The organism is Nonomuraea salmonea, assembly GCF_042428605.1.
Taxonomy (GTDB): Bacteria; Actinomycetota; Actinomycetes; order Streptosporangiales; family Streptosporangiaceae; genus Nonomuraea; species Nonomuraea salmonea.
This window is the reverse complement of sequence record NZ_JBHMCF010000029.1, coordinates 684,655-706,997: the sequence shown is the minus strand read 5'-3', so window position 1 is coordinate 706,997 and position 22,343 is coordinate 684,655. Positions and strand designations below refer to the sequence as shown.

General features: G+C 70.8%; 22 protein-coding genes. 13 read left to right on the top strand and 9 right to left on the bottom strand.

Features of this window, described 5'->3' with window-relative positions:
- Positions 1-5 precede the first annotated feature (5 nt).
- Both ACFFR3_RS27350 and ACFFR3_RS27345 read right to left on the bottom strand, forming a co-directional pair.
- On the bottom strand, positions 6-827 hold the full coding sequence (locus ACFFR3_RS27350) for an SAM-dependent methyltransferase (RefSeq protein WP_345387836.1): 822 nt from the start codon (positions 825-827) through the stop codon (positions 6-8).
- A gap of 86 nt (positions 828-913) precedes the next feature.
- The gene (locus ACFFR3_RS27345) at positions 914-1,864 is read right to left on the bottom strand and encodes a GlxA family transcriptional regulator (RefSeq protein WP_364363122.1); all 951 of its coding nucleotides are present in this window, start codon (positions 1,862-1,864) and stop codon (positions 914-916) included.
- A 71-nt stretch (positions 1,865-1,935) separates the two neighbouring features.
- Here ACFFR3_RS27345 and ACFFR3_RS27340 point away from each other — a divergent pair, with 71 nt between their 5' ends.
- The 9 genes from ACFFR3_RS27340 (at position 1,936) to ACFFR3_RS27300 (ending at position 11,562) form a co-directional block, all read left to right on the top strand.
- Complete coding sequence (locus tag ACFFR3_RS27340; RefSeq protein WP_364363125.1) at positions 1,936-3,204, top strand: MFS transporter; 1,269 nt, start codon at positions 1,936-1,938, stop codon at positions 3,202-3,204.
- The gene (locus tag ACFFR3_RS27335; protein WP_345387826.1) at positions 3,201-3,860 is read left to right on the top strand and encodes a peptidyl-tRNA hydrolase; all 660 of its coding nucleotides are present in this window, start codon (positions 3,201-3,203) and stop codon (positions 3,858-3,860) included. The genes ACFFR3_RS27340 and ACFFR3_RS27335 overlap by 4 nt, the downstream gene beginning before the upstream one ends.
- A 188-nt stretch (positions 3,861-4,048) precedes the next feature.
- A complete protein-coding gene (locus ACFFR3_RS27330; RefSeq protein ID WP_364363128.1) occupies positions 4,049-4,837 on the top strand; it encodes a hypothetical protein in 789 nt (262 codons plus the stop codon).
- Positions 4,838-4,874: 37 nt separating this feature from the next.
- Positions 4,875-6,863 (top strand): ATP-dependent zinc metalloprotease FtsH, encoded by a 1,989-nt coding sequence (gene ftsH / locus ACFFR3_RS27325; RefSeq protein WP_364363131.1) that lies wholly within the window; start codon positions 4,875-4,877, stop codon positions 6,861-6,863.
- A gap of 71 nt (positions 6,864-6,934) precedes the next feature.
- Positions 6,935-7,534: a DUF937 domain-containing protein gene (locus ACFFR3_RS27320; RefSeq protein WP_379484065.1), complete on the top strand. Its 600-nt coding sequence runs from the start codon at positions 6,935-6,937 to the stop codon at positions 7,532-7,534.
- A gap of 103 nt (positions 7,535-7,637) precedes the next feature.
- Complete coding sequence (locus ACFFR3_RS27315) at positions 7,638-8,072, top strand: BP74-related protein (protein WP_379484064.1); 435 nt, start codon at positions 7,638-7,640, stop codon at positions 8,070-8,072.
- Positions 8,073-8,146: 74 nt separating this feature from the next.
- Positions 8,147-8,728 carry a Maf family protein gene (locus ACFFR3_RS27310; RefSeq protein ID WP_345387816.1) on the top strand — a complete coding sequence of 194 codons (582 nt, stop codon included), beginning with the start codon at positions 8,147-8,149 and terminating at the stop codon, positions 8,726-8,728.
- Between the two features lie 10 nt (positions 8,729-8,738).
- Positions 8,739-9,509, top strand: coding sequence for an EI24 domain-containing protein (locus ACFFR3_RS27305; RefSeq protein ID WP_379484063.1), 771 nt, complete (start codon positions 8,739-8,741; stop codon positions 9,507-9,509).
- Positions 9,510-10,512: 1,003 nt separating this feature from the next.
- Positions 10,513-11,562, top strand: coding sequence for a DUF4192 domain-containing protein (locus ACFFR3_RS27300; protein ID WP_379484092.1), 1,050 nt, complete (start codon positions 10,513-10,515; stop codon positions 11,560-11,562).
- A gap of 420 nt (positions 11,563-11,982) precedes the next feature.
- Here ACFFR3_RS27300 and ACFFR3_RS27295 read toward each other — a convergent pair whose 3' ends face one another.
- Positions 11,983-12,327: a hypothetical protein gene (locus tag ACFFR3_RS27295; protein ID WP_345387812.1), complete on the bottom strand. Its 345-nt coding sequence runs from the start codon at positions 12,325-12,327 to the stop codon at positions 11,983-11,985.
- 137 nt (positions 12,328-12,464) lie between these two features.
- On the opposite strand from ACFFR3_RS27295, the gene ACFFR3_RS27290 reads away from it, so the two are divergent.
- A complete protein-coding gene (locus ACFFR3_RS27290; protein ID WP_364363147.1) occupies positions 12,465-13,061 on the top strand; it encodes a DUF1707 and DUF4870 domain-containing protein in 597 nt (198 codons plus the stop codon).
- Between the two features lie 265 nt (positions 13,062-13,326).
- On the opposite strand, the gene ACFFR3_RS27285 is transcribed toward ACFFR3_RS27290, so the two are convergent.
- From ACFFR3_RS27285 to ACFFR3_RS27275, 3 genes are all read right to left on the bottom strand, one after another.
- Positions 13,327-14,028 carry a septal ring lytic transglycosylase RlpA family protein gene (locus ACFFR3_RS27285; protein WP_364363150.1) on the bottom strand — a complete coding sequence of 234 codons (702 nt, stop codon included), beginning with the start codon at positions 14,026-14,028 and terminating at the stop codon, positions 13,327-13,329.
- 565 nt (positions 14,029-14,593) lie between these two features.
- Positions 14,594-16,117 (bottom strand): ATP-dependent DNA ligase, encoded by a 1,524-nt coding sequence (locus tag ACFFR3_RS27280; RefSeq protein WP_364363153.1) that lies wholly within the window; start codon positions 16,115-16,117, stop codon positions 14,594-14,596.
- Between the two features lie 219 nt (positions 16,118-16,336).
- Positions 16,337-16,711: an FKBP-type peptidyl-prolyl cis-trans isomerase gene (locus tag ACFFR3_RS27275; RefSeq protein ID WP_345387806.1), complete on the bottom strand. Its 375-nt coding sequence runs from the start codon at positions 16,709-16,711 to the stop codon at positions 16,337-16,339.
- A gap of 67 nt (positions 16,712-16,778) precedes the next feature.
- On the opposite strand from ACFFR3_RS27275, the gene ACFFR3_RS27270 reads away from it, so the two are divergent.
- Positions 16,779-17,069, top strand: a complete 291-nt coding sequence (locus tag ACFFR3_RS27270) for an SDR family NAD(P)-dependent oxidoreductase (protein ID WP_345387804.1) — start codon at positions 16,779-16,781, stop codon at positions 17,067-17,069.
- Positions 17,070-17,162: 93 nt separating this feature from the next.
- Here ACFFR3_RS27270 and ACFFR3_RS27265 read toward each other — a convergent pair whose 3' ends face one another.
- Positions 17,163-18,602 (bottom strand): GuaB1 family IMP dehydrogenase-related protein, encoded by a 1,440-nt coding sequence (locus ACFFR3_RS27265; RefSeq protein ID WP_379484062.1) that lies wholly within the window; start codon positions 18,600-18,602, stop codon positions 17,163-17,165.
- A 96-nt stretch (positions 18,603-18,698) separates the two neighbouring features.
- On the opposite strand from ACFFR3_RS27265, the gene ACFFR3_RS27260 reads away from it, so the two are divergent.
- Complete coding sequence (locus ACFFR3_RS27260) at positions 18,699-19,151, top strand: GyrI-like domain-containing protein (protein ID WP_345387802.1); 453 nt, start codon at positions 18,699-18,701, stop codon at positions 19,149-19,151.
- Between the two features lie 105 nt (positions 19,152-19,256).
- Here the strand turns inward: ACFFR3_RS27260 and ACFFR3_RS27255 are convergent, their stop codons facing one another.
- Positions 19,257-19,778 carry a TetR/AcrR family transcriptional regulator gene (locus ACFFR3_RS27255; RefSeq protein ID WP_379484061.1) on the bottom strand — a complete coding sequence of 174 codons (522 nt, stop codon included), beginning with the start codon at positions 19,776-19,778 and terminating at the stop codon, positions 19,257-19,259.
- 73 nt (positions 19,779-19,851) lie between these two features.
- On the opposite strand from ACFFR3_RS27255, the gene ACFFR3_RS27250 reads away from it, so the two are divergent.
- On the top strand, positions 19,852-21,075 hold the full coding sequence (locus tag ACFFR3_RS27250; protein ID WP_364363165.1) for an FAD-dependent monooxygenase: 1,224 nt from the start codon (positions 19,852-19,854) through the stop codon (positions 21,073-21,075).
- On the opposite strand, the gene ACFFR3_RS27245 is transcribed toward ACFFR3_RS27250, so the two are convergent.
- Positions 21,057-22,187, bottom strand: a complete 1,131-nt coding sequence (locus ACFFR3_RS27245; RefSeq protein WP_379484060.1) for a CaiB/BaiF CoA transferase family protein — start codon at positions 22,185-22,187, stop codon at positions 21,057-21,059. The genes ACFFR3_RS27250 and ACFFR3_RS27245 overlap by 19 nt on opposite strands.
- Positions 22,188-22,343 lie beyond the last annotated feature (156 nt).

Genomic DNA, 22,343 nt, shown 5'->3' with positions numbered 1-22,343 from the left:
GCCGGTCAGGCCCGCCCGACTCCGCCGAGGATGCCGGGCCTGACCAGGTCGTACGTTCCGTCCTTCGGCGCGTCGGCGGCCCAGTCGGCGACCGGCACCACGCCGGGTCCGAGCAGCTCGAGATCGGTGAAGTAGCCGGAGATCTGGCCGAGGCCGCGCCGGGCCAGGCCGCCCGCCGTGGTGCTCGCGTAGACCTGCCGGCCCGCCTCGGTCTCGTCGTCGGTGGCGTCGCCCGCGTACAGGTGGGAGAGCACCAGATGGCAGCCGGGCCTGAACCTGGCCCGGATCGCGGCCGTGATCGCGGCGGCCTCGGCGTCGTCGGGCACGAAGTGCAGCACGGCCACCATGAGCACCGCGTAGGGCTCTGACAGGTCGAGGTGCCGCGCCACGAGCGGGTCGTCCAGGATCGCGTCGGGGTCGCGCAGGTCGCCCGCCAGCGCCACGACGCCGGGCTCCCTGGCCAGCAGCGCGCGGGCGTGGGCGAGCACGACCGGGTCGTTGTCCACGTAGACGACGCGGGAGCCGTGGACGTGCCGCCTGGCCACCTGGTGCACGTTGTCCTGGGTGGGCAGCCCGGCGCCGATGTCGATGAACTGCCGCACGCCCGACTCGGCGATCGTGCGGACCGCGCGGCCCAGGAAGGCGCGGTTGGCGCGGGCGATCTGCCGGGCGTCGTTGCCCATCCGGCGGCCGAGCTCGATCATCTTCTCGGCGGCCACCCGGTCGGCGGGGAAGTGGTCGCGGCCGCCGAGGTAGTAGTCGTACATGCGGGCGACGCTCGGCACGGAGGGATCGACGCCGGCTGGTACGCGGTCCGTCTCGGCCATCGGTGACGCCCCTTCCCGTGGTCCTTCGAGCCGGAGTCTAAGCGCAACGAGCCGGACGTTCCGGGGCCCGTGCGGTGAGCGGGCGATCAGGTGCGGCGGAAGGTGCGGCGGTAGGCCAGGGGCGCGACGCCGACGGCCGTGTGCAGGTGCTGGCGCAGCGACACCGCCGTGCCGAATCCCGCCCGCCTGGCCACCTCCTCCACGCCGAGATCGGTCGTCTCCAGCAGGCGCCTGGCGTGCCGGATCCGCTGCTCGGTCAGCCACTTCGCCGGGCTCTGCCCGGTCTCCTCGCGGAAGCGCCTGGTGAACGTGCGCACGCTCATCCTGGCGTGCCCGGCCAGCGCGGCCAGGTCGAGCGGGGCGTCGAGGTGGGCGAGCATGTAGTCGCGAGTGGCCGCCGTGCCGCCGCCGGGACCGTCGGGGAGCGGCCGGTCGATGTACTGCGCCTGGCCGCCGTCCCGCCACGGCGGCATCACGCAGCGCCGGGCCACGGTGTTGGCCACCTCACTGCCGTGGTCGCGCCTGATCACGTGCAGCGCCAGGTCGAGCCCGGCCGCCACGCCCGCCGAGGTCAGCACGTCGCCGTCGTCCACGAACAAGACGTCGGGGTCCAGCTTGACCTGTGGGAAGAAGCGGGCGAAGCGGGGCGCGTCGCGCCAGTGCGTGGTGGCGGGACGGCCGTCGAGCAGCCCGGCCGCCGCGATCACGAACGCGCCCGTGCAGATCGACATGACCCGGGGACGGCCCTGCAGGGCCTTGTGGAGCGCGCCGGAGATCGTGCCGTCGAGCAGCGCCGGGCCCCCATGGATGCCCGGCACCACGACGGTGTCGGCGGTGTCGAGCACGTCGAGGTCGTGGTCGGGCAGGACGGCGTAGCCGGCCTCGCAGCGTACCGGCCTGCGCCCTTCCGAGCAGGTGACCACCTCGTACAGGCGCTCGCCCGACGGTGTGCGGGCCGCGCGGAAGACCTGGCCGGGCACGCCGAGGTCGAGCGGGGCGAAGTGGTCGAGCGCGACGACGACGATCCGATGGGGCATGGCCTGATTCTTGCACATATTGGCTTTCGGGCCACTCGTGGCCATGTGCCGGGATCGTTCAGGATGTGCGCATGACTGTGAGCACCACCCCCGCGAGCGGCCGGCGGTTGCACCGGGCCTGGTTCGTCGCGGCCGTCGCGTTCGTGGCCATCCTCGGGGCCGCCGGCTTCCGCGCCACGCCCGGCGTGCTGATCACACCGCTGCAGGAGGAGTTCGGCTGGTCGGCGGGCACGATCTCGCTGGCCGTCTCGATCAACCTGGTGCTCTACGGGCTGATGGCCCCGTTCGCCGCCGCCCTCATGGACCGCTTCGGCATGCGCCGCGTGGTCGCCGCCGCCCTGGTGCTGATCGCCGCGGGCAGCGGGCTGACCGTGTTCATGACGGCGACGTGGCAGCTCCTGCTGTTCTGGGGCGTGCTGGTCGGCCTCGGCACGGGGTCGATGGCGCTGGTGTTCGCCGCGACGGTCGTGGACCGCTGGTTCGTCCGCCACCGCGGGCTGGTCACCGGCATACTCACCGCTGCGGGCGCGACCGGGCAGCTCGTCTTCCTTCCCGTGCTCGCCTGGCTCGCCGAGGGTCCCGGCTGGCGCTTCGCCTCGCTGACCGTGGCGGGGGCGGCCCTGCTCGTGGTGCCGTTCGTGTGGTGGCTGCTGCGCGACCGTCCCGAGGACGTCGGCACCACCGCGCTCGGCGCGGACCCCGCCGCCCCGCGACCCGCGCCGCCCGCCACCGCCAACGCGGCCCTGCGCGCCGTCTCCGTGCTCGCGGCCGCGGCGCGGACGCGCCCGTTCTGGTTCCTCGCCGGCGGCTTCGCGATCTGCGGCGCCAGTACGAACGGCCTGGTCGGCACCCACTTCATCCCCGCCGCGCACGATCACGGCATGGCCGAGCCCGTCGCCGCGGGCCTGCTCGCCGTCATCGGCATCTTCGACATCGTCGGCACCGTCGCCTCCGGCTGGCTCAGCGACAGGATCGACCCCAAGGTGCTGCTCGGCGTCTACTACGCGCTGCGCGGCCTGTCGCTGATGGTGCTGCCCGGCCTGTTCGCGGCCACGACCGAGCCCAGCATGCTCATCTTCATCGTCTTCTATGGGCTGGACTGGGTGGCGACCGTGCCGCCGACCGTCGCCCTGTGCCGGCGCATCTACGGGGCGGACGGCGCCGTGGTGTTCGGCTGGGTGTTCGGCTCGCACCAGGTGGGCGCCGCCATCGCCGCCGTCGGCGCCGGACTGACCCGCGACCACCTGGGCGCCTACGACCTCGCCTGGTACGCCGCAGGCGCCCTGTGCCTCCTCGCCGCCGGCATGTCCCTGGCCATCGGGCATGCTAGAGGGCGATGAACGCCGAGCTGTACGTCCTGCCGCTGGTCGTCCGCATCGAGCGGGCCACGCCTCCCGAGCGCACCGACGCCCTGGAGGCCGCCGCCATGGCCGTGCTGAGCCTGCTGGCCGACCCCGGTGAGTGGGCCGCCGAGCTGCACGCCTGGCAGTCCACCGGGAAGATCCGCAAGGTGGTGCGCCGGGCCAGGGGCGCCGAGTGGCGCAGGGCCGTCGCGCTGCCCGGCCGGACGATCGAGCACCGCAGCGCCGAAGTGCGCGTCCACCCGCCCGTGCCCCTCGACGACTGGCCGCGCGACCTGGCCAGGCTCCAGGTCTCCGGCACCGACCTGACCGACACCGCCGCGCCCGGCCCCGCCGAGCCGCCGACGCTGTGGGAGAACCCGGCGCTGGAGATGTCCGCCGGCAAGGCCATGGCGCAGGCCGGGCACGCCGCGCAGCTCGCCTGGTGGGCCAGCGACGCCGGTGAGCGGGCGGCCTGGCGGGAGCGGGGGCTCGCGGTGACCGTGCGCACGGCGGACGGTTCCTCCGGCTTCTCGTCGATGGTCGGGGCGGGGCTGCCCGTGGTGCGTGACGCGGGGTTCACGGAGATCGAGCCTGGATCGTGCACGTTCGTGGCGGACGCGCCCTGGCTCGCCGGGCGGGTCGCCCGCCCCTGACTGGGACGCCGTTCCGGGGGCTCCAAGATTGCACTTCGGTAGCTTCAGGGACGCCATGCCGCGATATGTCGTACGCTCCCGTCGTGCTCCATGGGGAAGATGAGATCAACGGTTCCCAAGTGATTACGCCCGCGCGTCGCGGGACCCCGACATCTCCCCCCAAACGCTCCCGCATCGGTGATATTCGGATGCGGGTGGTGTACCGGGGGCTGGCCGTGGCCGCCGCCGTCGTGGCCGCGGCCGCGACGCTGGCCGTGGTGCTCCCGGCAGAGCCGGACGAGGTCGCGGCGGGGCCGGTAACCGCGCCGCCGGCCGCACCGTCCTCGTCCGGCTCCGCACCTTCCTCCCCGCCCGCTCCCACCGCCCCGCCCACTGCCGCACCCACCCCCGTGGCGGCACAGCACCAGGTGACGCCCCGTCCCGGCGGGTCGCTCGCGCCCGGCTACACCGCCATGGAGGCCCTGTACGCCGACCCGCGCGTGCCCAAGCTCACCCGCTCCGTCAAGCGCATGGCCCTGCGCTCCCCGGGCCGCCGCTTCGTCAAGGACCGGCGCTCGGGGCTCGCGGTGCCCCGGCTGCCGCGGCCGTGGAAGGCGTACGGGGCGGCGCCGTTCACCACCAAGCAGGTGCTGCCCAGGCAGCGCGGCACCGCGCCGCGCGGCATCTTCGTCACCTGCCCGCTGCCGATCATGGAGCAGAAGTCCGCGCGCGACACGGCGCTGCTGGCCGCCCGCTGGACGCTCAACCACCACCCGGAGGGCTCCCGCATCACCTGGCTGGCCTCCCAGCCGGTCAAGCGCGGCTGGATGCTCGTCTACCGCGTCACGTACGGCAAGCGCACCTCCCGCGCGGCCGTCGTCGTGCTCGACGGGGGAATGAGCAAGCCGGGACTTGCGTTCGTCACAGTGCCGGACTCACAGCGCAAGCAGTGGCGTGACATCGGCCGCGTGGCCTCAGGGGTGCGTGTTCTAGGCTAGAAAGATCATGAAAGCGGCGATGTTGGGGAGTGACGCCGTGGAACGCTCTGGACCGCCGCAGGCTCCGGACAAGGGCAAGGGCAAGCCGCCCTGGCGTTCGGAGGGCCTGCCAGGCACGCCCGGAGGCCGGCCCAAGATCAACTGGTGGCGGTTCATCGTCACCCTGCTCGTCGTCTACGCGGGCTTCTTCGTCGTGTCGTCGTTCGTCGACAGCGGTTCGGTCGAGACGATCTCCTACACCGAGTTCACCAACCAGGTGAACGCGAAGAACGTCAAGGACATCTACGCCCAGGGCCTGTCGGTCGAGGGCGACCTGAGGTCGCCGGCGAAGAACCCCGACGGCGGCTCCTCCTACACCCGCTTCGCCACCGAGATCCCGGCCTTCGCCAACACCGACCAGCTCGACCAGCAGCTGGCCACCGGCCAGGTCGTGATCACCTCCAAGCCCATCACCCGCGGCTTCTTCTCCAACCTGCTGCTGTCGCTGCTGCCCGTGCTGCTGCTGGCCGGTCTGTGGATCTGGATCATGCGGCGCGGCGCCAGCATGATGGGCGGCGGCCTGGGCGGGCTCGGCAAGTCGAAGGCGGCCAAGCCCGTCGACGCCGGGCAGGTGCGGGTCACGTTCGAGGACGTCGCGGGCATCGACGAGGTCGAGAACGAGCTCGTCGAGATCGTCGACTATCTCAAGGACCCCGGCAAATACCGCAGGCTTGGCGCCAAGCTGCCCAAGGGCGTGCTGCTCGCCGGCCCTCCCGGCACCGGCAAGACGCTGCTGGCCAGGGCGGTCGCCGGTGAGGCCAAGGTGCCCTACTTCTCCGCCAGCGCCTCCGAGTTCATCGAGATGATCGTCGGCGTGGGCGCCTCGCGGGTGCGCGACCTGTTCGAGGAGGCGCGCAAGGTGGCGCCGTCCATCGTGTTCATCGACGAGATCGACGCCATCGGCCGCGCCAGGGGCGGCGCCGGCGGCATCGGCGGCCACGACGAGCGCGAGCAGACGCTCAACCAGATCCTCACCGAGATGGACGGCTTCTCCGGCGCCGAAGGTGTGATCGTCATCGGGGCCACCAACCGTCCCGAGATCCTCGACCCGGCGCTGCTGCGTCCAGGGCGCTTCGACCGTACGGTGCAGGTGGGCCTGCCCGACGCGGCCGGCCGCGCCGCGATCCTGGCCGTCCACACGCGCGGCGTGCCGCTCGAGGGCGAGATCAGCCTCGACCAGATCGCCAAGACCACGCCCGGCATGACCGGCGCCGACCTCGCCAACCTGGTCAACGAGGCCGCCCTTCTCGCGGCCAAGCGAGGGCGCGAGAAGGTCACCATGGCCGACTTCGCCGACGCGCTGGAGAAGCTGCAGCTCGGCGCGGCCCGCAGCATCGTCATGCCGGAGGAGGAGCGCACCCGCACCGCCTTCCACGAGGCCGGTCACGCGCTGCTCGGCATGCTCCAGCCCGGGGCCGACCCGGTCAGGAAGATCTCCATCATCCCGCGCGGCCGGGCGCTCGGCGTCACCCTCTCCACCCCCGACTCCGACCGCTACGCCTACGACGAGCAATATCTGCGCGGGCGCATCACCGGCGCGCTCGGGGGCATGGCGGCCGAGCAGGTGGTGTTCGGCGTCATCACCACCGGCGCCGAGAACGACCTGGAGCAGGTCACCATGATCGCCCGCGGCATGGTGGGCCGGTGGGGCATGTCGGAGAAGGTCGGTCCGCTGACCATCCTGCCCAACGACGGCCAGCAGCCGCAGGCCTCGCCCGTCACGCTCGCCATGGTGGACGAGGAGGCGCGGCGGATCGTGGACGAATGCTACGAGCGCGCGGTCCAGGTGCTCAGCGACAACCGCGACAAGCTCGACGCCATCGTGGCGGCGCTGCTGGAGCACGAGACGCTGGACGAGGCCGGGGCGTACGCCGCGGCCGGGCTGCCGCGGTCCACCGAGGGCCAGCCGCCCGCCGTGACGCAGCGCCCGCCGGCCGAGGTGCACCGCTCGGCAGCCGTGGAGGGCGGGTCCTTTCCCAAGAATTAGGACATTCCGGACGTTGCTTCGAGTCCTGCTCGGGAACGTCTCCCGAGACACGTGTGGATCGGGGGACCGTCGTGACACTTAATGACGAGCTTCTCGCCGGACTCGGAGCCCCAGGGCTGGAGCAGATAGCCGGGATGCTCGGCACCGATCAGCTCACGGCACGCCACGTCATCGAAGCCGTGTCCGCGACGATCGTGGGCGGCCTGGCCCGCAACGCCGCCCACCCGGACGGCGCCGACGCCCTGCGCGGGGCGCTCGACGACCACATGGACGCCGACCCCTTCAACGGCGACGTGGCCTCGCTGACCCGCGACGGGCACAGCATTCTCGGGCACGTGCTCGGCGCCCAGGGCACCGAGCAGGCCGCCACCACCCTCGCCAGGCTCGCCGGGGTCGGCTCCTCGGCGATCATGAAGCTGATGCCCCTGATCGCCCCCATGATCATGTCCCTGCTCGCGAACCGGGCCACCGAGCGCGGCATGGACGCCGCCACCCTCGCCGACGACCTCGACGGGGAGCAGGCGGCCGTGCCGGCCGAGCTGGGGGACCTGGTCGACGGGCTGCTGGGGGACATCCTCGGGGGGAACGTGCCGCGGCAGCCGGGGGCGTTCTCGCCGTACCGGACGGAACGGGAAGTGACGCCGGGGAGCACGTCCAACGCCGACTGGTGACTGGCGCGGCGGCCAGGTAACTGTTTCTTAACTGTATGTTATCGTTCAATTACTCTCAGTGATTGAGGTCGCAGAGCGTGACCCTGTTCACTGGAGGTTCCCCTTGCCACGTACCCTCAACAAGATCATCGCCCTGGTGGTGGCGATCACGATGCTGGGCCTCACCACGGCCACCCCCGCTCACGCGGCAGGAGAGGCGTACTTCCGCTTCACGGACGGCTACGGTCACCACCGCTTCACCATCCAGCTCCGCGACGCGGACAAGATCGCCCACGCCCGCCGCATCCTCAGCGGCGCGGAGACCTCGCGGGTCCACGTCCTGGGCCGGATCCACAAATACCCCGCCTCCTACAATCGCCCGTGGAGTTACCACCTCGACCCAGGCACGATCGGCTTCTTCGAAGTCGCGATCGAGGTCTGCGACTCCACCATCACCTATCTCGAGGATCACCTGGACGAGGCGGGCGGCGCCTTCCTGCCCGGGGCCTTCTGGTGCCCCTGGAGTTCCCGCCTGGTCGATGAGGTCCGTCCCTCGTAGCCCCGGTGGTGCCTCCTTGACATCGAGGGCCGGGGGTGTCAAGGAGGCTGCCCGGTGACCGGTACCCTGATGTGGTGATCGTTCTCGCCTCAGCCTCCTCCACCCGCCTGGCACTCCTGCGCAGCGCGGGCCTCGACCCGAAAGTGATCGTCAGCGGCGTCGACGAGGACTCCTACTCCGCCTACTCACCCGCCGCGCTCAGCCTGGTGCTGGCCAAGGCGAAGGCGGAGGCCGTGGCGAGCGGGCTCGAAGAGGGGCTGGTCATCGGCTGCGACTCGATTCTCGAGCTCGACGGCCGCCCTTACGGCAAGCCGGCCAGCCGCGAGGAGGCCATCGAGCGCTGGCGCCTCATGCGCGGCCGCACCGGCCGGCTCGTCACCGGTCACTGCGTCATCGACGTCGCCGCCGGTCGCCAGGCCGCCGAGACCGGCACCACGGTGATCCGGTTCGGGCAGCCGTCCGAGGATGAGATCGCCGCCTACGTCGCCACCGACGAGCCGCTCAGCCTGGCCGGGGCGTTCAGCATCGAGGGGCGCGGCGGCTGGTTCGTCGAGAGCATCGAGGGCGACCACGGCAACGTGCTCGGCGTCTCCCTGCCGCTGCTGCGCGACCTGTTCGCCGAACTCGGCTACTCGATCACGTCGTTCTGGCGCTAGCCTGCCGGACATGCGAGCACTGCGTGACTTCACCGGCGGCGTGGGCTTCTTCTTCCAAGGACTCGGGTGGGTCGCCAGGAACGGCCGGTGGTGGCTGTTCGGGCTCATCCCCGCGCTGATCGCGTTCGCGGTCTACGTGGTCGCCCTGATCTTCCTGGGGACCAACGCCTCCGACCTGGCCGCGTTCCTCACCCCCTTCGCCGACATGTGGAGCTGGCGCGAGGCGTTCCGTACGGTGGTGGCCGTCGCGCTGGTCCTCGGAGGGCTGGCGGTGGCGGTGATCACGTTCACGGCGCTGACACTGGCCATCGGCGACCCGTTCTACGAGCGGCTGTCGGGCGAGGTGGACCCGCTGGAGACGGACGACGACCAGCCGTGGTGGCGTACGCTGCCGCGCTCCATCCGCGACAGCCTGGTGACCCTGCTCTACGTGCTGCTCTTCACGATCCCGCTGTTCTTCCTGGGCTTCGTACCCGTGATCGGACAGACCGTGGTGCCGGTCGTGGGCGCCCTGGTGTCCGGCTTCTTCCTCACCGTCGAGCTCACCACCCTCGCCATGGAACGCCGCGGCATGGTCCGCAAGGACCGCTTCGCCCTGCTCCGAGCGAACAAGTCCAGCGCGCTGGGCTTCGGGGTGGCGGTCTTCCTGCTGTTCCTGGTGCCCTTCGTCGCCATCGTCGCGATGCCGGCAGCGGTGGCGGGCGCGGCATTGCTCGTACGCACCCGCCTGGCCCCCACCCCGCCCACTCCCACCCCGAACCCACCCAGCCCTGCCCCCTGACACATCTCGCGGCCCTGCCCGCGTCCTGGCCCTTGCCACGCTTGCGATCACCTCACGACTCGGCGACTTCGGGATGCGCCGGCTCGACGGCCGGGGGAGGCTTCACGACCCCCGGTGCCCCCGATGCCTCGGGCCAGACGACTTGGGGCCGGGCCGCCTCTGGCGGGCCGGCCTGGCTTTGAATTTGCTTCTGCGTCTGCTTCTGCTTTTGCGACTGTGGCGGTCTGTGGCTGTGATCGCTTCACATACTGAGAGCCTTGGCCTGCGGGTTGTCCACAGCCGATCCCGCGTTGAGCCCGTCATCCACAGAACCGCGTTCGGCTGCCCGGGAGCCCCTCCGCGCCCGCCACCCTATGGACCCATGACGACCAACCGCTCGCCCCGCCCCGCCTCCCGTTCCCCCTTCACCCCCGGCCCACCGTTCGTCCCCGCACCTCGCCAGCCCGTCGTCCCCGACTCCGCGCACTCGCTCATCGGACCTCAGGCGCCGTTCGGTGCAAGCGCCATCAGCGACGCTCCTCCCACCGACACGTCACAATCCGCCGCGCCAAATCCCCGCGCCTCAGATCCCGGCACCTCACGTCCGGGTACGTCAGGTCCTGGCAGCTCAGACCCCAGCGCTTCTACCCCCGAGACCTCAAGGTTCGAGCCCGCAGTTGCGCCGACCGCCTCAGTCCCCGGCACATCAACCCCCAAGACCTCAAGGTTCGAGCCCGCAGCAACCTCTACCCTGAGGGCGGATGCCTCGGGCACCTCTGCCGTGCGTACCGACACCTCGGGGACCTCTGCCGTGCCCACCGATGCTTCGGGGGTTACCGCCGTACGTACCGACGTTGCTTGGGGCGACGCCTCGAATGCCGACGGCTCACAAGTCGGTGCCCGCAGTGCCGATGTCTCGGACGCTGCTGCGTGGAGTGCCGACAGGTCGGACGCCGACAGGTCGGACGCCGACAGGTCGGAGTCCGGTGTATCGGACCCCTTCGAGTTCTCGTCCGAGCCCTGCCTGACCCTCACCAGCCCCACCGACGTCCTGGCCGCCGTCCCCTATCTGGTCGGCTTTCATCCCACCGCGAGCCTCGTCGTCGTGGGTCTGGCCGAAGGCCGAGCCAAGATGGTGGCCAGGTGGGGCCTGCCCTTCCCGCCCGGCACCCTCGACGCCATGACCCCTCTCATCGACCGCGAGGGCATCACGGACGTCGTGATCGTCGGCTACGGCCCCGGCGACCTGGTCACGCCGGCGGTCGATGAGGCGAGGACGCTCGCCCTGACGACCGGCATCCAGGTAGGGGAGGCGCTGCGAGCCCATGAGGGCCGCTACTGGTCCTACATCTGCAACGTGGCCACCTGCTGCCCCGCCGAAGGCACTCCCTACGACCTCTCCACAAGCCCGATAGCGGCCGAGGCGACCGTACACGGCCTGGTGGCCCTCCCCAACCGCGAAGCCCTCGAACGCACCGTCGCCCCCGTGACGGGTCCCGTACGGATGGCGATGCGGCGGGCCACGTCCGAGGCGATCGCCGCCTTCAGAGCGGACCTCATGGCTGCCCCCGACCTCGACACCTTCGCCCGGCACTTCGTCGCCGACGGCCTGGCCAGAGTCCGATCGGCGCTGGAGACCCACATCGAAGGCGGCCGCCTCGACGACGTGGAGGCGGCGAAACTCGGCATGGCACTGACGGTCATGAGAGTCCGCGACGAGGCGTGGACCCTCATGCACGAATCCCACGCGGCGCTCTGGAAGGACCTGACCCGCCGCCTGGAGTCGCGCTTCGTGCCCCCGGTCGCGTCCCTGCTGGCCATGGCCGCCTGGCGCTCGGGCGACAGCGTCCAGGCCACGGTCGCCCTCGAACGCGCCCTGACGACCGACCCCGGCTACTCGATGGCCAACCTCCTCATGCACGCCCTCCAAAACCTGCTCTCCCCGTCCATCCTGCGGGGCCGCCTCCCCACCCCTGAAGAACTGGACGCCACCATGGGCCGCGCCAACCCCGCCTGGCTCCTCCCCTTGATCAACCTCCTCGACGAAGAAGACCTCCACCCCACCCTGGAATAAGCCCACTACCGGCCGGCCCCGGACCCTCCTCAGCCTGGCTGCGTGCGCGTGGCACAGCAAGAACCCCTCAACGCAGACCCACCCCGCGACACACAACCGGAGCCCATGCCACCCACCTGAATACGAAGTTAGGGTCGCCGAGATGCGAGTGCGGGTCTCCAAGGTGGGGTTCGCGCCTCAGCGTGGACGTCGCGCCTCAGCGTGGAGTCCGACACCCCAACGTGGACGTCGCGCCTCAGCGTGGACTTTGCAGCTCAGTGTGGGGCCTGTGTTGTCGGGGTCGAGTTCGTACCGTCCTTGAGCTCGCAACCCTGAGGTTGGGGTCCGTGGCCGCCGGTTGAGGTCGCTGTGCTCGGCTGGGGTCTTGTCTTTCCCGTTCGGGCATGGTGGGGCCAGGGGCGGTGCCCGAGCGGGAAGGGGTCAGAGGGAGCCTTCTTCTCGCTTGCGGCGTTCGTTGTAGGCGCGCATGCGCGGCGGGTAGCCGGTCAGCTGCACGTCGTACACCGGCAAGGCGAGATCGCGGGCGACCTTGTGGATCACGGCGGGGGAGCCGACCCTGCGCCTGGTCCACTCGCCGTCGTCGGCCACCGCCACGGCGGTCGTGTCGGTGGCGAAAGTCTCAGGTTCGACGTAGAACTCGACGCCTCGCCGCGAACGGGCAAAGGCGATGAGCGCCTCGATGTCGGCGTCGGTCGCCTCTCGGTCGAACTTCGCGATCTTGCGGCCGCGCAGTCGACGAATGCCGTAGCGGTCTCGCCATCTCATGAATCCTTTTTATACCGTCTCGAGCCCGCGCGCGTCGGGGAAGATCTCGGGGACGTATCCGGGATTCTCCCGATGGCACCATCGGTTGGGGGCGACGCAGTATGTGAGGTGTCAGCTCGATTCTCTGAGGGAGAGGCATGGCGATTATGGCTGGGGTACCGAAAACCCCCGGGCCGGGCGAGGTGCCGCCAGCTCATCTGCGCGTCACCAACCAGGACCGCGAACACGTCGTCGAGCACGTCAAAGCCGCTTACGCGGAGGGACGATTCGACAAGCTCGAGTTCGACGACCGTTTGGAACGTGCGATGACCGCGCGTACGCACGGCGACCTCGTGCCCATCATGAACGAGCTCTACGGTGCGAACGCGGTGCCTCAGCTCGCTTCCGTGCCGTCGGCACCGGTGCGCCAGGAGGCGCCGGCTGAGAGCAACGAACGCCTCGGCGGCGCGATCGCCCATCTGGTGCCGCTCATCGGGTTCCCGATCGTCGGTCCGCTGCTCCTGCTGCTCACCGGCGCGAAAACGTCGCCTTACATGCGCAAACACGCCCTCGAAGCGCTCAATTTCCAGATCACCGTGGTCGGGACCACCGTATTGCTGCCGCTTACCTTCGTCGGGATCGTGCTCGTGCCGTTCATCTGGGTCGCGGCAGTCGTGCTTTCCGTGGTCGGTGGCATCTCGGCGCTGACGGAGGGGGATTTCCGTTATCCGCTGACGCTTCGTCTGGTGAAGTGATCGGGCCGTACTGGCCGTGCGCGTCGTTTTCGAATTGTTATACCCGCCGGGGTTCAGCGCCTCGGCGGGGCGTGAGGCTTTTGCGTGGTATGAGATGTGGCGGGCCTGCGTCCCCATTTTGAGTGCGGGGGTGCATTGAGATGAATGCGCTGCTCAAGCGCCTGCGGTGACGTCGATCGCCCCGGGGGGTGGGTTGTGCCGAGCGCTTGCGAGGCCAAGCGGCGGGGGTGTGCGGGGGTCGGGTGGCGGCGCGGCGCGGCGCGGGTCAGCGGACGAGGACCTCGTACCTGACGCGCATGACGCCGGCGCTGGTGTTGCCGATGGCGGCGAAGGCGGCTGTGGACAGGTCCAGGCAGCGGCCCCCGATGTACGGGCCCCGGTCGTTGATGCGGACCGTCACCGACTCGCCGGTCCTCGGGTTCGTGACGCGGACCCGGCTGCCCAGGGGGAGGGTCTTGTGGGCGGCGGTCATCGCGTTGGGGTTGAAGCGTTCGCCGCTGGCCGTCATCTGGGGTTCGCCGTAGTAGGAGGCGCCGCAGGTGCCGGAGGAGAGGACACGGAGCTTCGGCTTGGCGGGCTTCGACTTGGTCGTGCGGCTCTTGGACTGCTGCTCGGCGGAAGAGGATCGGTCGCCGGTGGAGCTGTCCTGGTCGGCCGAGGAGTGGCGGTCCGTGGAGGATGGTCCCTCCGCCTGGGCCGGCGAGGTGGTCGTGGGCTTTGCGGAGGCTGCCGTCCCCGGGTGGTTCGGGGAGTTCCGGTGGGTTGGGGTGCTGCCGGCTGAGGTGGTGGGCTTCGGCTGGGTGGCGGACGCCGGTGGCTTCTCAGCGGTTCGCGCGGAGGTGGGCTCGGGTGAACGCGTGGTCTTCGCGGCGGGCGAGGGCGGGGTGAGGGCCGCTGCCGGCCTGGGGGAGTCGTCGTTGCCCCTAGTGGCCCACGCGGTGGTCGAGGCGGCTGCCGCTACGGCCACGCTGGCTGCGAGGGCGGCCCAGCGGCGCCGGCTCGGGGAGAGCTTGCGGGTCTGCGGGGACGGCTTTCGAGGCTGCGGGGACGGCTTGCGGGAATGCTGGCCCAAGGTAAACCACGGTCCTGGATAGGGGATGAGGGAGGCAAAGGCCGGGCCGGCAGGGGGTGGGGGCATACGGCGGCCGATCCGTCGGCGGGGCTGGGGATCCGCGCGGACTGGACGAAGATATGCGACAAAGTGCAGGTAAAGGCAACCTAATGGGACGTTCCGTGACTTATCTCACGAGGGTCAGCGTCGTGCCAAAGGCGATCTCGGGTGGGGGATCTTCCGCGAGGCGGCGGGACCACCATCACGGTGAGGTCTATGAGGACGCGTGTGACGCCGGTGGGTGCCAGGTTCGCCGAGCGGGCCCTCCCGCAGGTGGCCGGCGGGCGTGGTTGATTCGCTGGTGGGGCGGCTGTGCTGCGCTCGCCGGGTATCCGCGAGTGTGTGAAGCGCGCGGGTGAAGGGTGTGCCGCGTTCGGGGGTGCTCGACGCGGCCGTGGGGGTGCCGGCGAGGGTGGGCGGGTTAGAGCATCAGGGAGCGTACGGTGTCGACGGTGTCGGCGTCCTCGACTCGTTTGTCCGGGCGGTAGCGGAGGACGCGGGCGAAGCGGAGGGCCATGCCGCCCGGGTAGCGGGGTGAGCGCTGGACGCCGTCGAAGGCGATCTCCACGACCAGTTCGGGGCGCAGGCGGACGGTCCACGTGTCGGTGGGGCCATCGGCGAGCTCCAGGAAGCGTTCGGTCTGCCAGGCCAGCAGTTCGTCCGTGAGGCCCTTGAACGTCTTGCCGAGCATCACGAACCCGCCCTCCGGGTCGCGGGCTCCCAGGTGAAGGTTGGAGAGCTTGCCCTCGCGGCGGCCGTGGCCCCACTCGGCGGCCAGGACCACCAGGTCGAGCGTGTGGCGGGGCTTGACCTTGATCCAGCCCGCCCCGCGCCGGCCGGCCGCATAGGGCGAGGTGAGTGACTTGACCACCAGGCCCTCGTGGCCCGCCTTGACCACGTCCGTGAAGAACTTCTCCGCCTCCGCCACGTCACCCGTCACCAGGCGCGGGGTGAGCAGGGCGGGCGGAACCGTACGGGCCAGGGCCTCCTGGCGTTGCGAATAGGGCAGGTCGAGCAGGTCGGCGCCGTCGACGCGCAGGGCGTCGAAGAAGAACGCGCTCAGCGGCGTCTGCTCGCGCAACCGCTCGACGTTCGTCTTGGTGGAGACGCGGGCGGCGGTCACCTGGAACGGGTGCGGGCGGCCGTCGGGCCGCAGGGCGATGACCTCGCCGTCGAGGACGAGGTCGCCGGACGGCATCTCCAGCACCTCCTCGACCAGCTCGGGCACCTGGGGTGTGATGTCGTCGAGCGTACGGGTGAAGACCCGCACCTCCTCGCCGGAACGGTGGGCCTGCACGCGTATGCCGTCGAGCTTCCACTCCAGCGCGGCCGGGGTGCCCGCCTTGTCGAGCGCGGCGGCGACGTTCTGGGCGCTGCCCGCCAGCATCGGCGCGACCGCCCGCCCCACCTCCAGCCGGAACGCGCGCAGCGCGTCCACCCCGCCGGTCAGCGCCGCCGCCCCGACGGCGGGCAGTGAGCCGCGCAGGGTCAGCGCCCGGCGTACGTCGGCCGACGGCGCACCCGACGCCTTGGCCACCGCCTCGATCATGACGCCGTCGAGTGCCCCCTGGCGCAGCTCGCCGAACAGCAGCCGGCGCATGAACTGCTGCTCCTGACTCGTCAGGCCCGCGAACAGCTCGGCCACCAGCGCCTTGCGTGCCGCCTGCGAGCCTTGGCCCGAGACGGCCTTGATGCGGCTCAGCAGCTCGTCGACCGATGTAAGCGTGGCCGTGGCGGCCAGCTTAGGCTGCGGGACGTCCTCCAGCGTGCGCCAGCCCACCCCCACCTGGCGCTGGGGCAGCTCGCCCGACAGGTAGGAGATGGCGATCTCCGCCTCGTCCGGGCCCACCCGGCCCAGAAGCTCCGCCAGATGGCCGATCTTGCCCAGCCGGGCGGACGTGCGCGTCACCGCCTCGGAAACCCGGACCACGTCGATCAGAAGCACACGCCTATGGTGCCTCACGGGGGCGACATTTCCCCACCTGATATCGGCATATCTGCAGAGTGTGTCGGTAAAGCGGGCGAACGGCGCGGGATGGGCGATTCCCCGTCCCGACTCGGGGGCGGGAGGTGGTCAGAGGAGGCGGGATGGCCGCGCGGGGCGGGCGCCTGGGCGGGGAGGGGCCGGGGCGTCCTTTTGTCGGCGCCCCGGCTCAAACCGCCGTTAGTTCACGGCCAGCAGATCGACGACGAAGATGAGCGTTTCGTTCGGCTTGATGCGGGGCGGGGCGCCGCGGGTGCCATAGCCGAGGTGCGGCGGGATGACGAGCTTGCGCCGGCCGCCCACCTTCATGCCCACGACGCCCTTGTCCCAGCCGCCGATGACGCGACCGGCGCCCAGCGGGAACTCGAACGGCTGGCCGCGGTTCCACGACGCGTCGAACTCCTCCCCGGACGAGAACGACACGCCCACGTAGTGGACCTGTACCTGCTGGCCGGACTTGGCCTCCGGGCCGTCGCCGACGGTGATGTCCTCGATCTCGAGGTCGGCGGGCGGGTTGCCCCCCGGGAAGTCGATCTCGGGCTTCTCGAGTGCCACGAATGAGCTCCTGTTTGGTTGTTAACGGACCCGACGACTCTATGCCGTCGGGATATCGTCGTCGTTCATGGCCGCCCTTTCGCCCGACGCGTTCCTGCTCACCGGCCGCGTGGCCGTCGTCACGGGCGCGGCGCGGGGGATCGGGCGGGCGATCGCGGAGGCGTTCGCGGTTTTCGGGGCTCATGTGGCGGTCTGCGATCGGGACAAGCCGCCCGCCTGTGACGGCTGGTCGCCGTCGATGACCCTCGACGTACGCGACCAGTCCGCCGTCGCGGTCTTCACCCAGGCCGTACGCGAACGCTGGGGCCGCGTCGACATCCTGGTCAACAACGCCGGCGGCTGGCGTCGCACACCCTGACGACACCGCTGGTGGCCGCCCCACAGGGAGAACAGGGCGTTGCTGGGCCGAGGCGATCGCTGGGGGGCCAGGTGGCTCAGCGGTCCCGAAGGGTCACCAGCTCTGGTGCAGGGGCATGCCTTCCGCGTAGCCCGACGTGCTCTGGATCCCCACGACGGCCTGCTCGTGGAACTCCTCCAGGTTCGCCGCCCCCGCATAGGTGCAGGCCGACCGGAGCCCGGCCACGATGGCGTCGATCTGGTCCTCGACGCTCGGCCGCTTGGGGTCGAGGTACATGCGTGACGTCGAGATCCCCTCCTCGAACAGCGCCTTCCTGGCCCGCTCGAACGCCGAGTCGTCCGCGGTCCGCAGCCGGACGGCACGGGCGGAGGCCATGCCGAAGTTCTCCTTGTACTTGCGCCCGTTCGCATCGGTATGGGTGTCGCCGGGCGACTCGTAGGTGCCCGCGAACCAGGATCCGATCATCACGTTCGAGGCCCCGGCGGCCAGGGCGAGCGCCACGTCACGGGGATGCCGGACACCGCCGTCGGCCCAGACGTGCCGCCCGAGCCGGCGCGCCTCGGCGGAGCATTCGAGCACGGCGGAGAACTGGGGACGTCCGACGCCGGTCATCATCCGGGTGGTGCACATGGCGCCGGGCCCGACGCCGACCTTGAGGATGTCGGCCCCGGCCTCGACCAGGTCGCGCACGCCGCCGGCGGTGACCACGTTGCCCGCCGCGACCGGCACGCCGGGGTCGAGCGCTTTGACGGCGCGCAGGGCGGCGACCATCTTGTCCTGGTGGCCGTGCGCGGTGTCGACGACCAGGCAGTCGATGCCCGCTTCGAGGAGCTCTTTGGACCTGGCGGCCACGTCGCCGTTGACGCCGACGGCGGCGGCGATGCGCAGCTGGTTCTGGGCGTCGACGGCCGGCTGGTAGAGGGTGGCGCGCAGCGCGCCCGTACGGGTGAGGATGCCGACCAGGCGCCCGTCCTCGTCCACGATGGGCGCGAGGCGGTGACGGCCCTCATGCAGCCGCTCAAAGGCGGTGCGCGGGTCGAGCCCGGCGGGCAGCGTGAGCAGCTCGCTCGACATGACCTGGGACAGCTGGGTGAACATGTCGACGCCCTGGCAGTCGGCCTCGGTCACGACGCCGACGGGACGGTTCTCCCAGTCGACCACGATGACCGCGTTGTGGGCGCGCTTGGGCAGCAGTTGCAGGGCCTCGCCGACGGTCTCGTGCGGGGTCAGGGTGAGCGGGGTGTCGTGGACGAGGTCGCGCTTCTTGACCCAGTCGACGACGTTGGCGACGACGTCGAGCGGAATGTCCTGCGGGATGACGACGATGCCGCCCCGCCGTGCCACGGTCTCGGCCATGCGCCGGCCGGCGACCGCGGTCATGTTGGCCACGACGACAGGAATGGTGGTGCCCGTGCCGTCGTTCGTCGAGAGGTCGACTGCGAGCCGCGAACCGACCGCAGAACGCGACGGCACCATGAACACGTCGCTATAGGTCAGGTCGTAATGGGGCTCGAGGTCATTGAGAAATCTCACGTTCATCCATCTTATGTGCTGACAGGTCAACTAGGGATTTCCCCCTTTCCGGGGGCCTTATGATCGGCGCGGACACTTTTGGGGGAGGGAGGGTCTGTGAACGTCACGGAAAGGGCCGAGCTGATCGTCGTCGGCTTCGTCGTCCGCACGACCAATGCCGACGAGATGGATCCGGCTCGCGCGAAACTACCGGGGCTGTGGCAGCGGGCGGGCGCGCCGGGCGCTTTCGCCCACGTGCCCGGCCGCGTCGATGAGAACCTCTACGCGGTGCTCACCGACTACGAGAGCGACCACCACGGAGCCTTCACGCAGATCGTCGGCACGGGCGTGCGCACGGTGCCGCGCGTGCCGGAGGGCATGGTGGCGGTGCGGGTGCCGGCCGGGCCGGCGATGAAGCTCGAAGTACGCGGCCAGATGCCGCAGGCGCTGATCGACACCTGGCAGCAGGTGTGGAAGCACACCGAGTCGGGCGGCACCCCGGCACGCGCCTTCACCACGGATCTGGAGGTGCATCATCCCGACGGCGTGGATCTGTACCTCGCCGTCTGATTATCAGAGACCGTCCGATCAGAGACCGTCCGATCAGGGACCGAGCACGTCTGATCAGGGACCGTCTGATCAGGAACCGAGCACGCTTGATCAGTAAGCGCCTGATCAGAGACCGAGCACGGCGGCCGCCGCTTCGACGGCCGCCGGCTTGACCTCCTCCAGGGGCAGGTGCGCGTATTCGACCGCGCAGTCCGACAGCCCGCCCAGCGCCACCGTCGCCCTGATGTGCTGGGCCTGCGTGAGGTCCGCCCCCATGAGCATGACGATCAGCTCGCGCCGCCATTCGAACATGCGCGTGCCCAGGTCGAGCTGGCCGAGCGTGGCCAGTTCGCGGACCATCATCACGATCACGTCGCGGTGCCGCCAGACCATCGCGAAGTAGGCGTCGAGCAGCTCGCGCGGCTGGAGCCCAGGCGCCCGGTCGCGGACGAACCGCTCCATGTCCTCGATCATCGGCGCCACGATGCTGCGGACCAGGTCGTCGCGTGAGGAGAAGTGGTAGTAGAGCGCGGGCTTGGTGATGCCCAGGCGTTCGGAGATCTGGCGCAGGCTGGTGTTCTGGACGCCCTGCTCGACGAACAGTTCGCGGGCCACCGCCTGGATGCGCGCCTTGGTGTCACTGGGCATGACCCAAGATTACCCTTACCTACCGTTAAGTCAGATGCTAGCCTCCTTACTTAACGATAGGTAAGGAGGCGTCATGAGGGTTCTCATCTCGGGGGCCGGCATTGCGGGGCCCGTCCTCGCGTACTGGCTGGTCCGTCATGGTTTCGACGTGACGGTCGTCGAGCGCGCGCCCGCGCTGCGCAAGGCGGGCGGTCACGCGGTCGACCTGTTCAGGCCCGCCATGGAGATCGTGGAACGGATGGGCGTGCTGGAGCGGGTGGTCGCGGCCAAGACCGGCACGGAACGGCTCACCATGCACGTCGAGGGCGGCGGGCGCCCGGTCGACGTGCAGGTCGGCCGCGTCATGGGCGCCTTCTCCGACCGGCACGTCGAGATCATGCGAGACGACCTCGGCGAGATCTTCTACGACGCCACCCGCCACGACACCGAGTACGTCTTCGGCGACTCCATCACCGCGATCTCCGACAGCGGCGAGGTGACGTTCGAGCGCGGCAGGCCGGCCAGGTACGACCTGGTGATCGGCGCCGACGGCCTGCACTCCAACGTGCGCCGCCTCGTCTTCGGCCCCGAGGAGCGCTGCACGAGCTGGATCGGCGCCTACCTGGCCGTCGCCTCGATCCCCAACTACCTGGGGCTCGACGGGCGTATGGAGGGCCTCGCGGGCGTGGGCAGGATGGCCGCCGTGTACGGCGCCGCGCGCATGCCGGACGCGCGGGCGGTGTTCCTGTTCAGGACGCCGGAGCCGCTCGACTACCACCACCGGGACCTCGCCCGGCAGAAGGAGCTGCTGCGAGCCCGCTTCGCCGGCGCGGGATGGGAGGTGCCGCGGCTGCTGGACGAGGCGGAGCGCGCGCCCGCCTTCTACTTCGACTCGATCACCCAGCTGCGCCTCGACACCTGGTCACGCGGGCGGGTGACGCTCGTGGGCGACGCCGGCTACTGCCCGGGGCCGGCCGTCGGGGGCAGCACCAGCCTGGCCGTCGTGGGGGCGTACGTGCTGGCGGGGGAGCTGGCCGCGCACGGCGGCGACCACACGCGGGCCTACCCCGCGTACGAGGCCGAGATCGCCCCCTACGTGCTCCAGAGCCGCACGTTCGCCGTCGGCGCGGCCAAGCGGCTGGTCCCGGCCGGCCGCTTCGACCTGTGGACGCTCGCCCGCGCCGCGAACCTCATCAACCTGCTGCCCACGGCCGTCACGAGGGCCGCGGCCAAGCTGGGCGGCAAGAGCGCGCGGCTGCACGAGTCGGTCGCGCTCAAGGAGTACGCGCCCGCAGAAGGTCAGGCGAGCACCCCCTGATCGCGGAGCTTGGCCGCCTGTTCGGCGGACAGGCCCCAGTCCGACAGGTCCTCCAGCCGGGTGGCGGGGGAGAGATCGGGAGGCAGGGTGCCGAGCAGGCGCGGGGCGGGCGCGGGCTGGGTGACGCCGCCGACCTCGACGAACGAGCCGCGCGCCACGTTGTGCGGATGCGTGGCGGCCTCGCCCATGGACAGCACCGGCGAGACGCAGGCGTCGGACCCGTCGAAGATCTCCTCCCACTCGGCGCGCGTGCGCGTGCGGAACACCCCGGCCAGCCGGGCCCGGAGCGCGGGCCACTGGGCGGGGTCGTTCCTGTCGGGGAGATCGGGGTCGCCGTCGAGGCCCATGAGGCGCAGCAGCTCGGCCCAGAACTTCGGCTCCAAGGCCCCCACGGCGACATATCGGCCGTCGGCGGTCTCGTACGTGTCGTACTGCGGCGCTCCGGTGTCGAGCAGGTTGGTGCCGCGCGGCCCCCAGCCGCCGCTCTGGACGGCCTGGTAGAACATCGCGAACAGGGCGGCGGAGCCGTCCACCATGGCCGCGTCGATCACCCGGCCCCTGCCGGTGCGCTCGCGCTCGTACAGGGCCAGCAGCACGCCGTAGGCCAGCATGAGGCCGCCGCCGGCGAAGTCGCCGAGGATGTTGATCGGCGGGGTCGGCTTGTCGCCGGCGCGGCCGAGCATCGACAGCACGCCGGAGATCGCGATGTAGTCGATGTCGTGCCCGGCGGTCGGGGCGAGCGGCCCGTCCTGCCCCCAGCCGGTCATCCGGCCGTAGACGAGCCGCTCGTTGACGGCGTGCAGGTCGTCGGGCCCGATGCCGAGCCGTTCCGCCACTCCGGGCCGGAACACCTCGATCACCACGTCGGCGTTCGCGACCAGCTCCTTGAACGCGGCCACGCCCTCGGGCGACTTGAGGTCGAGCCCGATCGTGTGCTTGCCGCGGTCCATGACGTCCCTGCGGGGAGCGTCGCGCACGGCGCCGACCCGGTCGACGCGCAGCACGTCGGCGCCATGGTCGGCGAGCATCATCCCGGCGAACGGCCCGGGCGCGAGCCCGGCGAGCTCCAGCACGCGCACGCCGGACAGCGGACCTCGGCTAGTCTCGGGCATCGGCTTCTCCTCGGTAGGGATCCCGCCCAAGTAGAACAACATTCGGTGATCTCGTGCAAGCGGCCTTGCCGACCTTCCCGCGAAGTCCGGGCAGGTATGGGAAACTTGCCCACTGTTCGGGTGGTCTACAGGCGGCCGTACGGCGGTCGTCTGCAG

What these genes read in the sequence shown, in the direction of transcription:
- ACFFR3_RS27350 (WP_345387836.1), bottom strand. Translation starts at nt 827, where the DNA reads ATGGCCGAGACGGACCGCGTACCAGCCGGCGTCGATCCCTCCGTGCCG.
- ACFFR3_RS27345 (WP_364363122.1), bottom strand. Translation starts at nt 1,864, where the DNA reads ATGCCCCATCGGATCGTCGTCGTCGCGCTCGACCACTTCGCCCCGCTC.
- ACFFR3_RS27340 (WP_364363125.1), top strand. Translation starts at nt 1,936, where the DNA reads ATGACTGTGAGCACCACCCCCGCGAGCGGCCGGCGGTTGCACCGGGCC.
- ACFFR3_RS27335 (WP_345387826.1), top strand. Translation starts at nt 3,201, where the DNA reads ATGAACGCCGAGCTGTACGTCCTGCCGCTGGTCGTCCGCATCGAGCGG.
- ACFFR3_RS27330 (WP_364363128.1), top strand. Translation starts at nt 4,049, where the DNA reads ATGCGGGTGGTGTACCGGGGGCTGGCCGTGGCCGCCGCCGTCGTGGCC.
- ACFFR3_RS27305 (WP_379484063.1), top strand. Translation starts at nt 8,739, where the DNA reads ATGCGAGCACTGCGTGACTTCACCGGCGGCGTGGGCTTCTTCTTCCAA.
- ACFFR3_RS27295 (WP_345387812.1), bottom strand. Translation starts at nt 12,327, where the DNA reads ATGAGATGGCGAGACCGCTACGGCATTCGTCGACTGCGCGGCCGCAAG.
- ACFFR3_RS27290 (WP_364363147.1), top strand. Translation starts at nt 12,465, where the DNA reads ATGGCGATTATGGCTGGGGTACCGAAAACCCCCGGGCCGGGCGAGGTG.
- ACFFR3_RS27270 (WP_345387804.1), top strand. Translation starts at nt 16,779, where the DNA reads ATGGCCGCCCTTTCGCCCGACGCGTTCCTGCTCACCGGCCGCGTGGCC.
- ACFFR3_RS27255 (WP_379484061.1), bottom strand. Translation starts at nt 19,778, where the DNA reads ATGCCCAGTGACACCAAGGCGCGCATCCAGGCGGTGGCCCGCGAACTG.
- ACFFR3_RS27250 (WP_364363165.1), top strand. Translation starts at nt 19,852, where the DNA reads ATGAGGGTTCTCATCTCGGGGGCCGGCATTGCGGGGCCCGTCCTCGCG.
- ACFFR3_RS27245 (WP_379484060.1), bottom strand. Translation starts at nt 22,187, where the DNA reads ATGCCCGAGACTAGCCGAGGTCCGCTGTCCGGCGTGCGCGTGCTGGAG.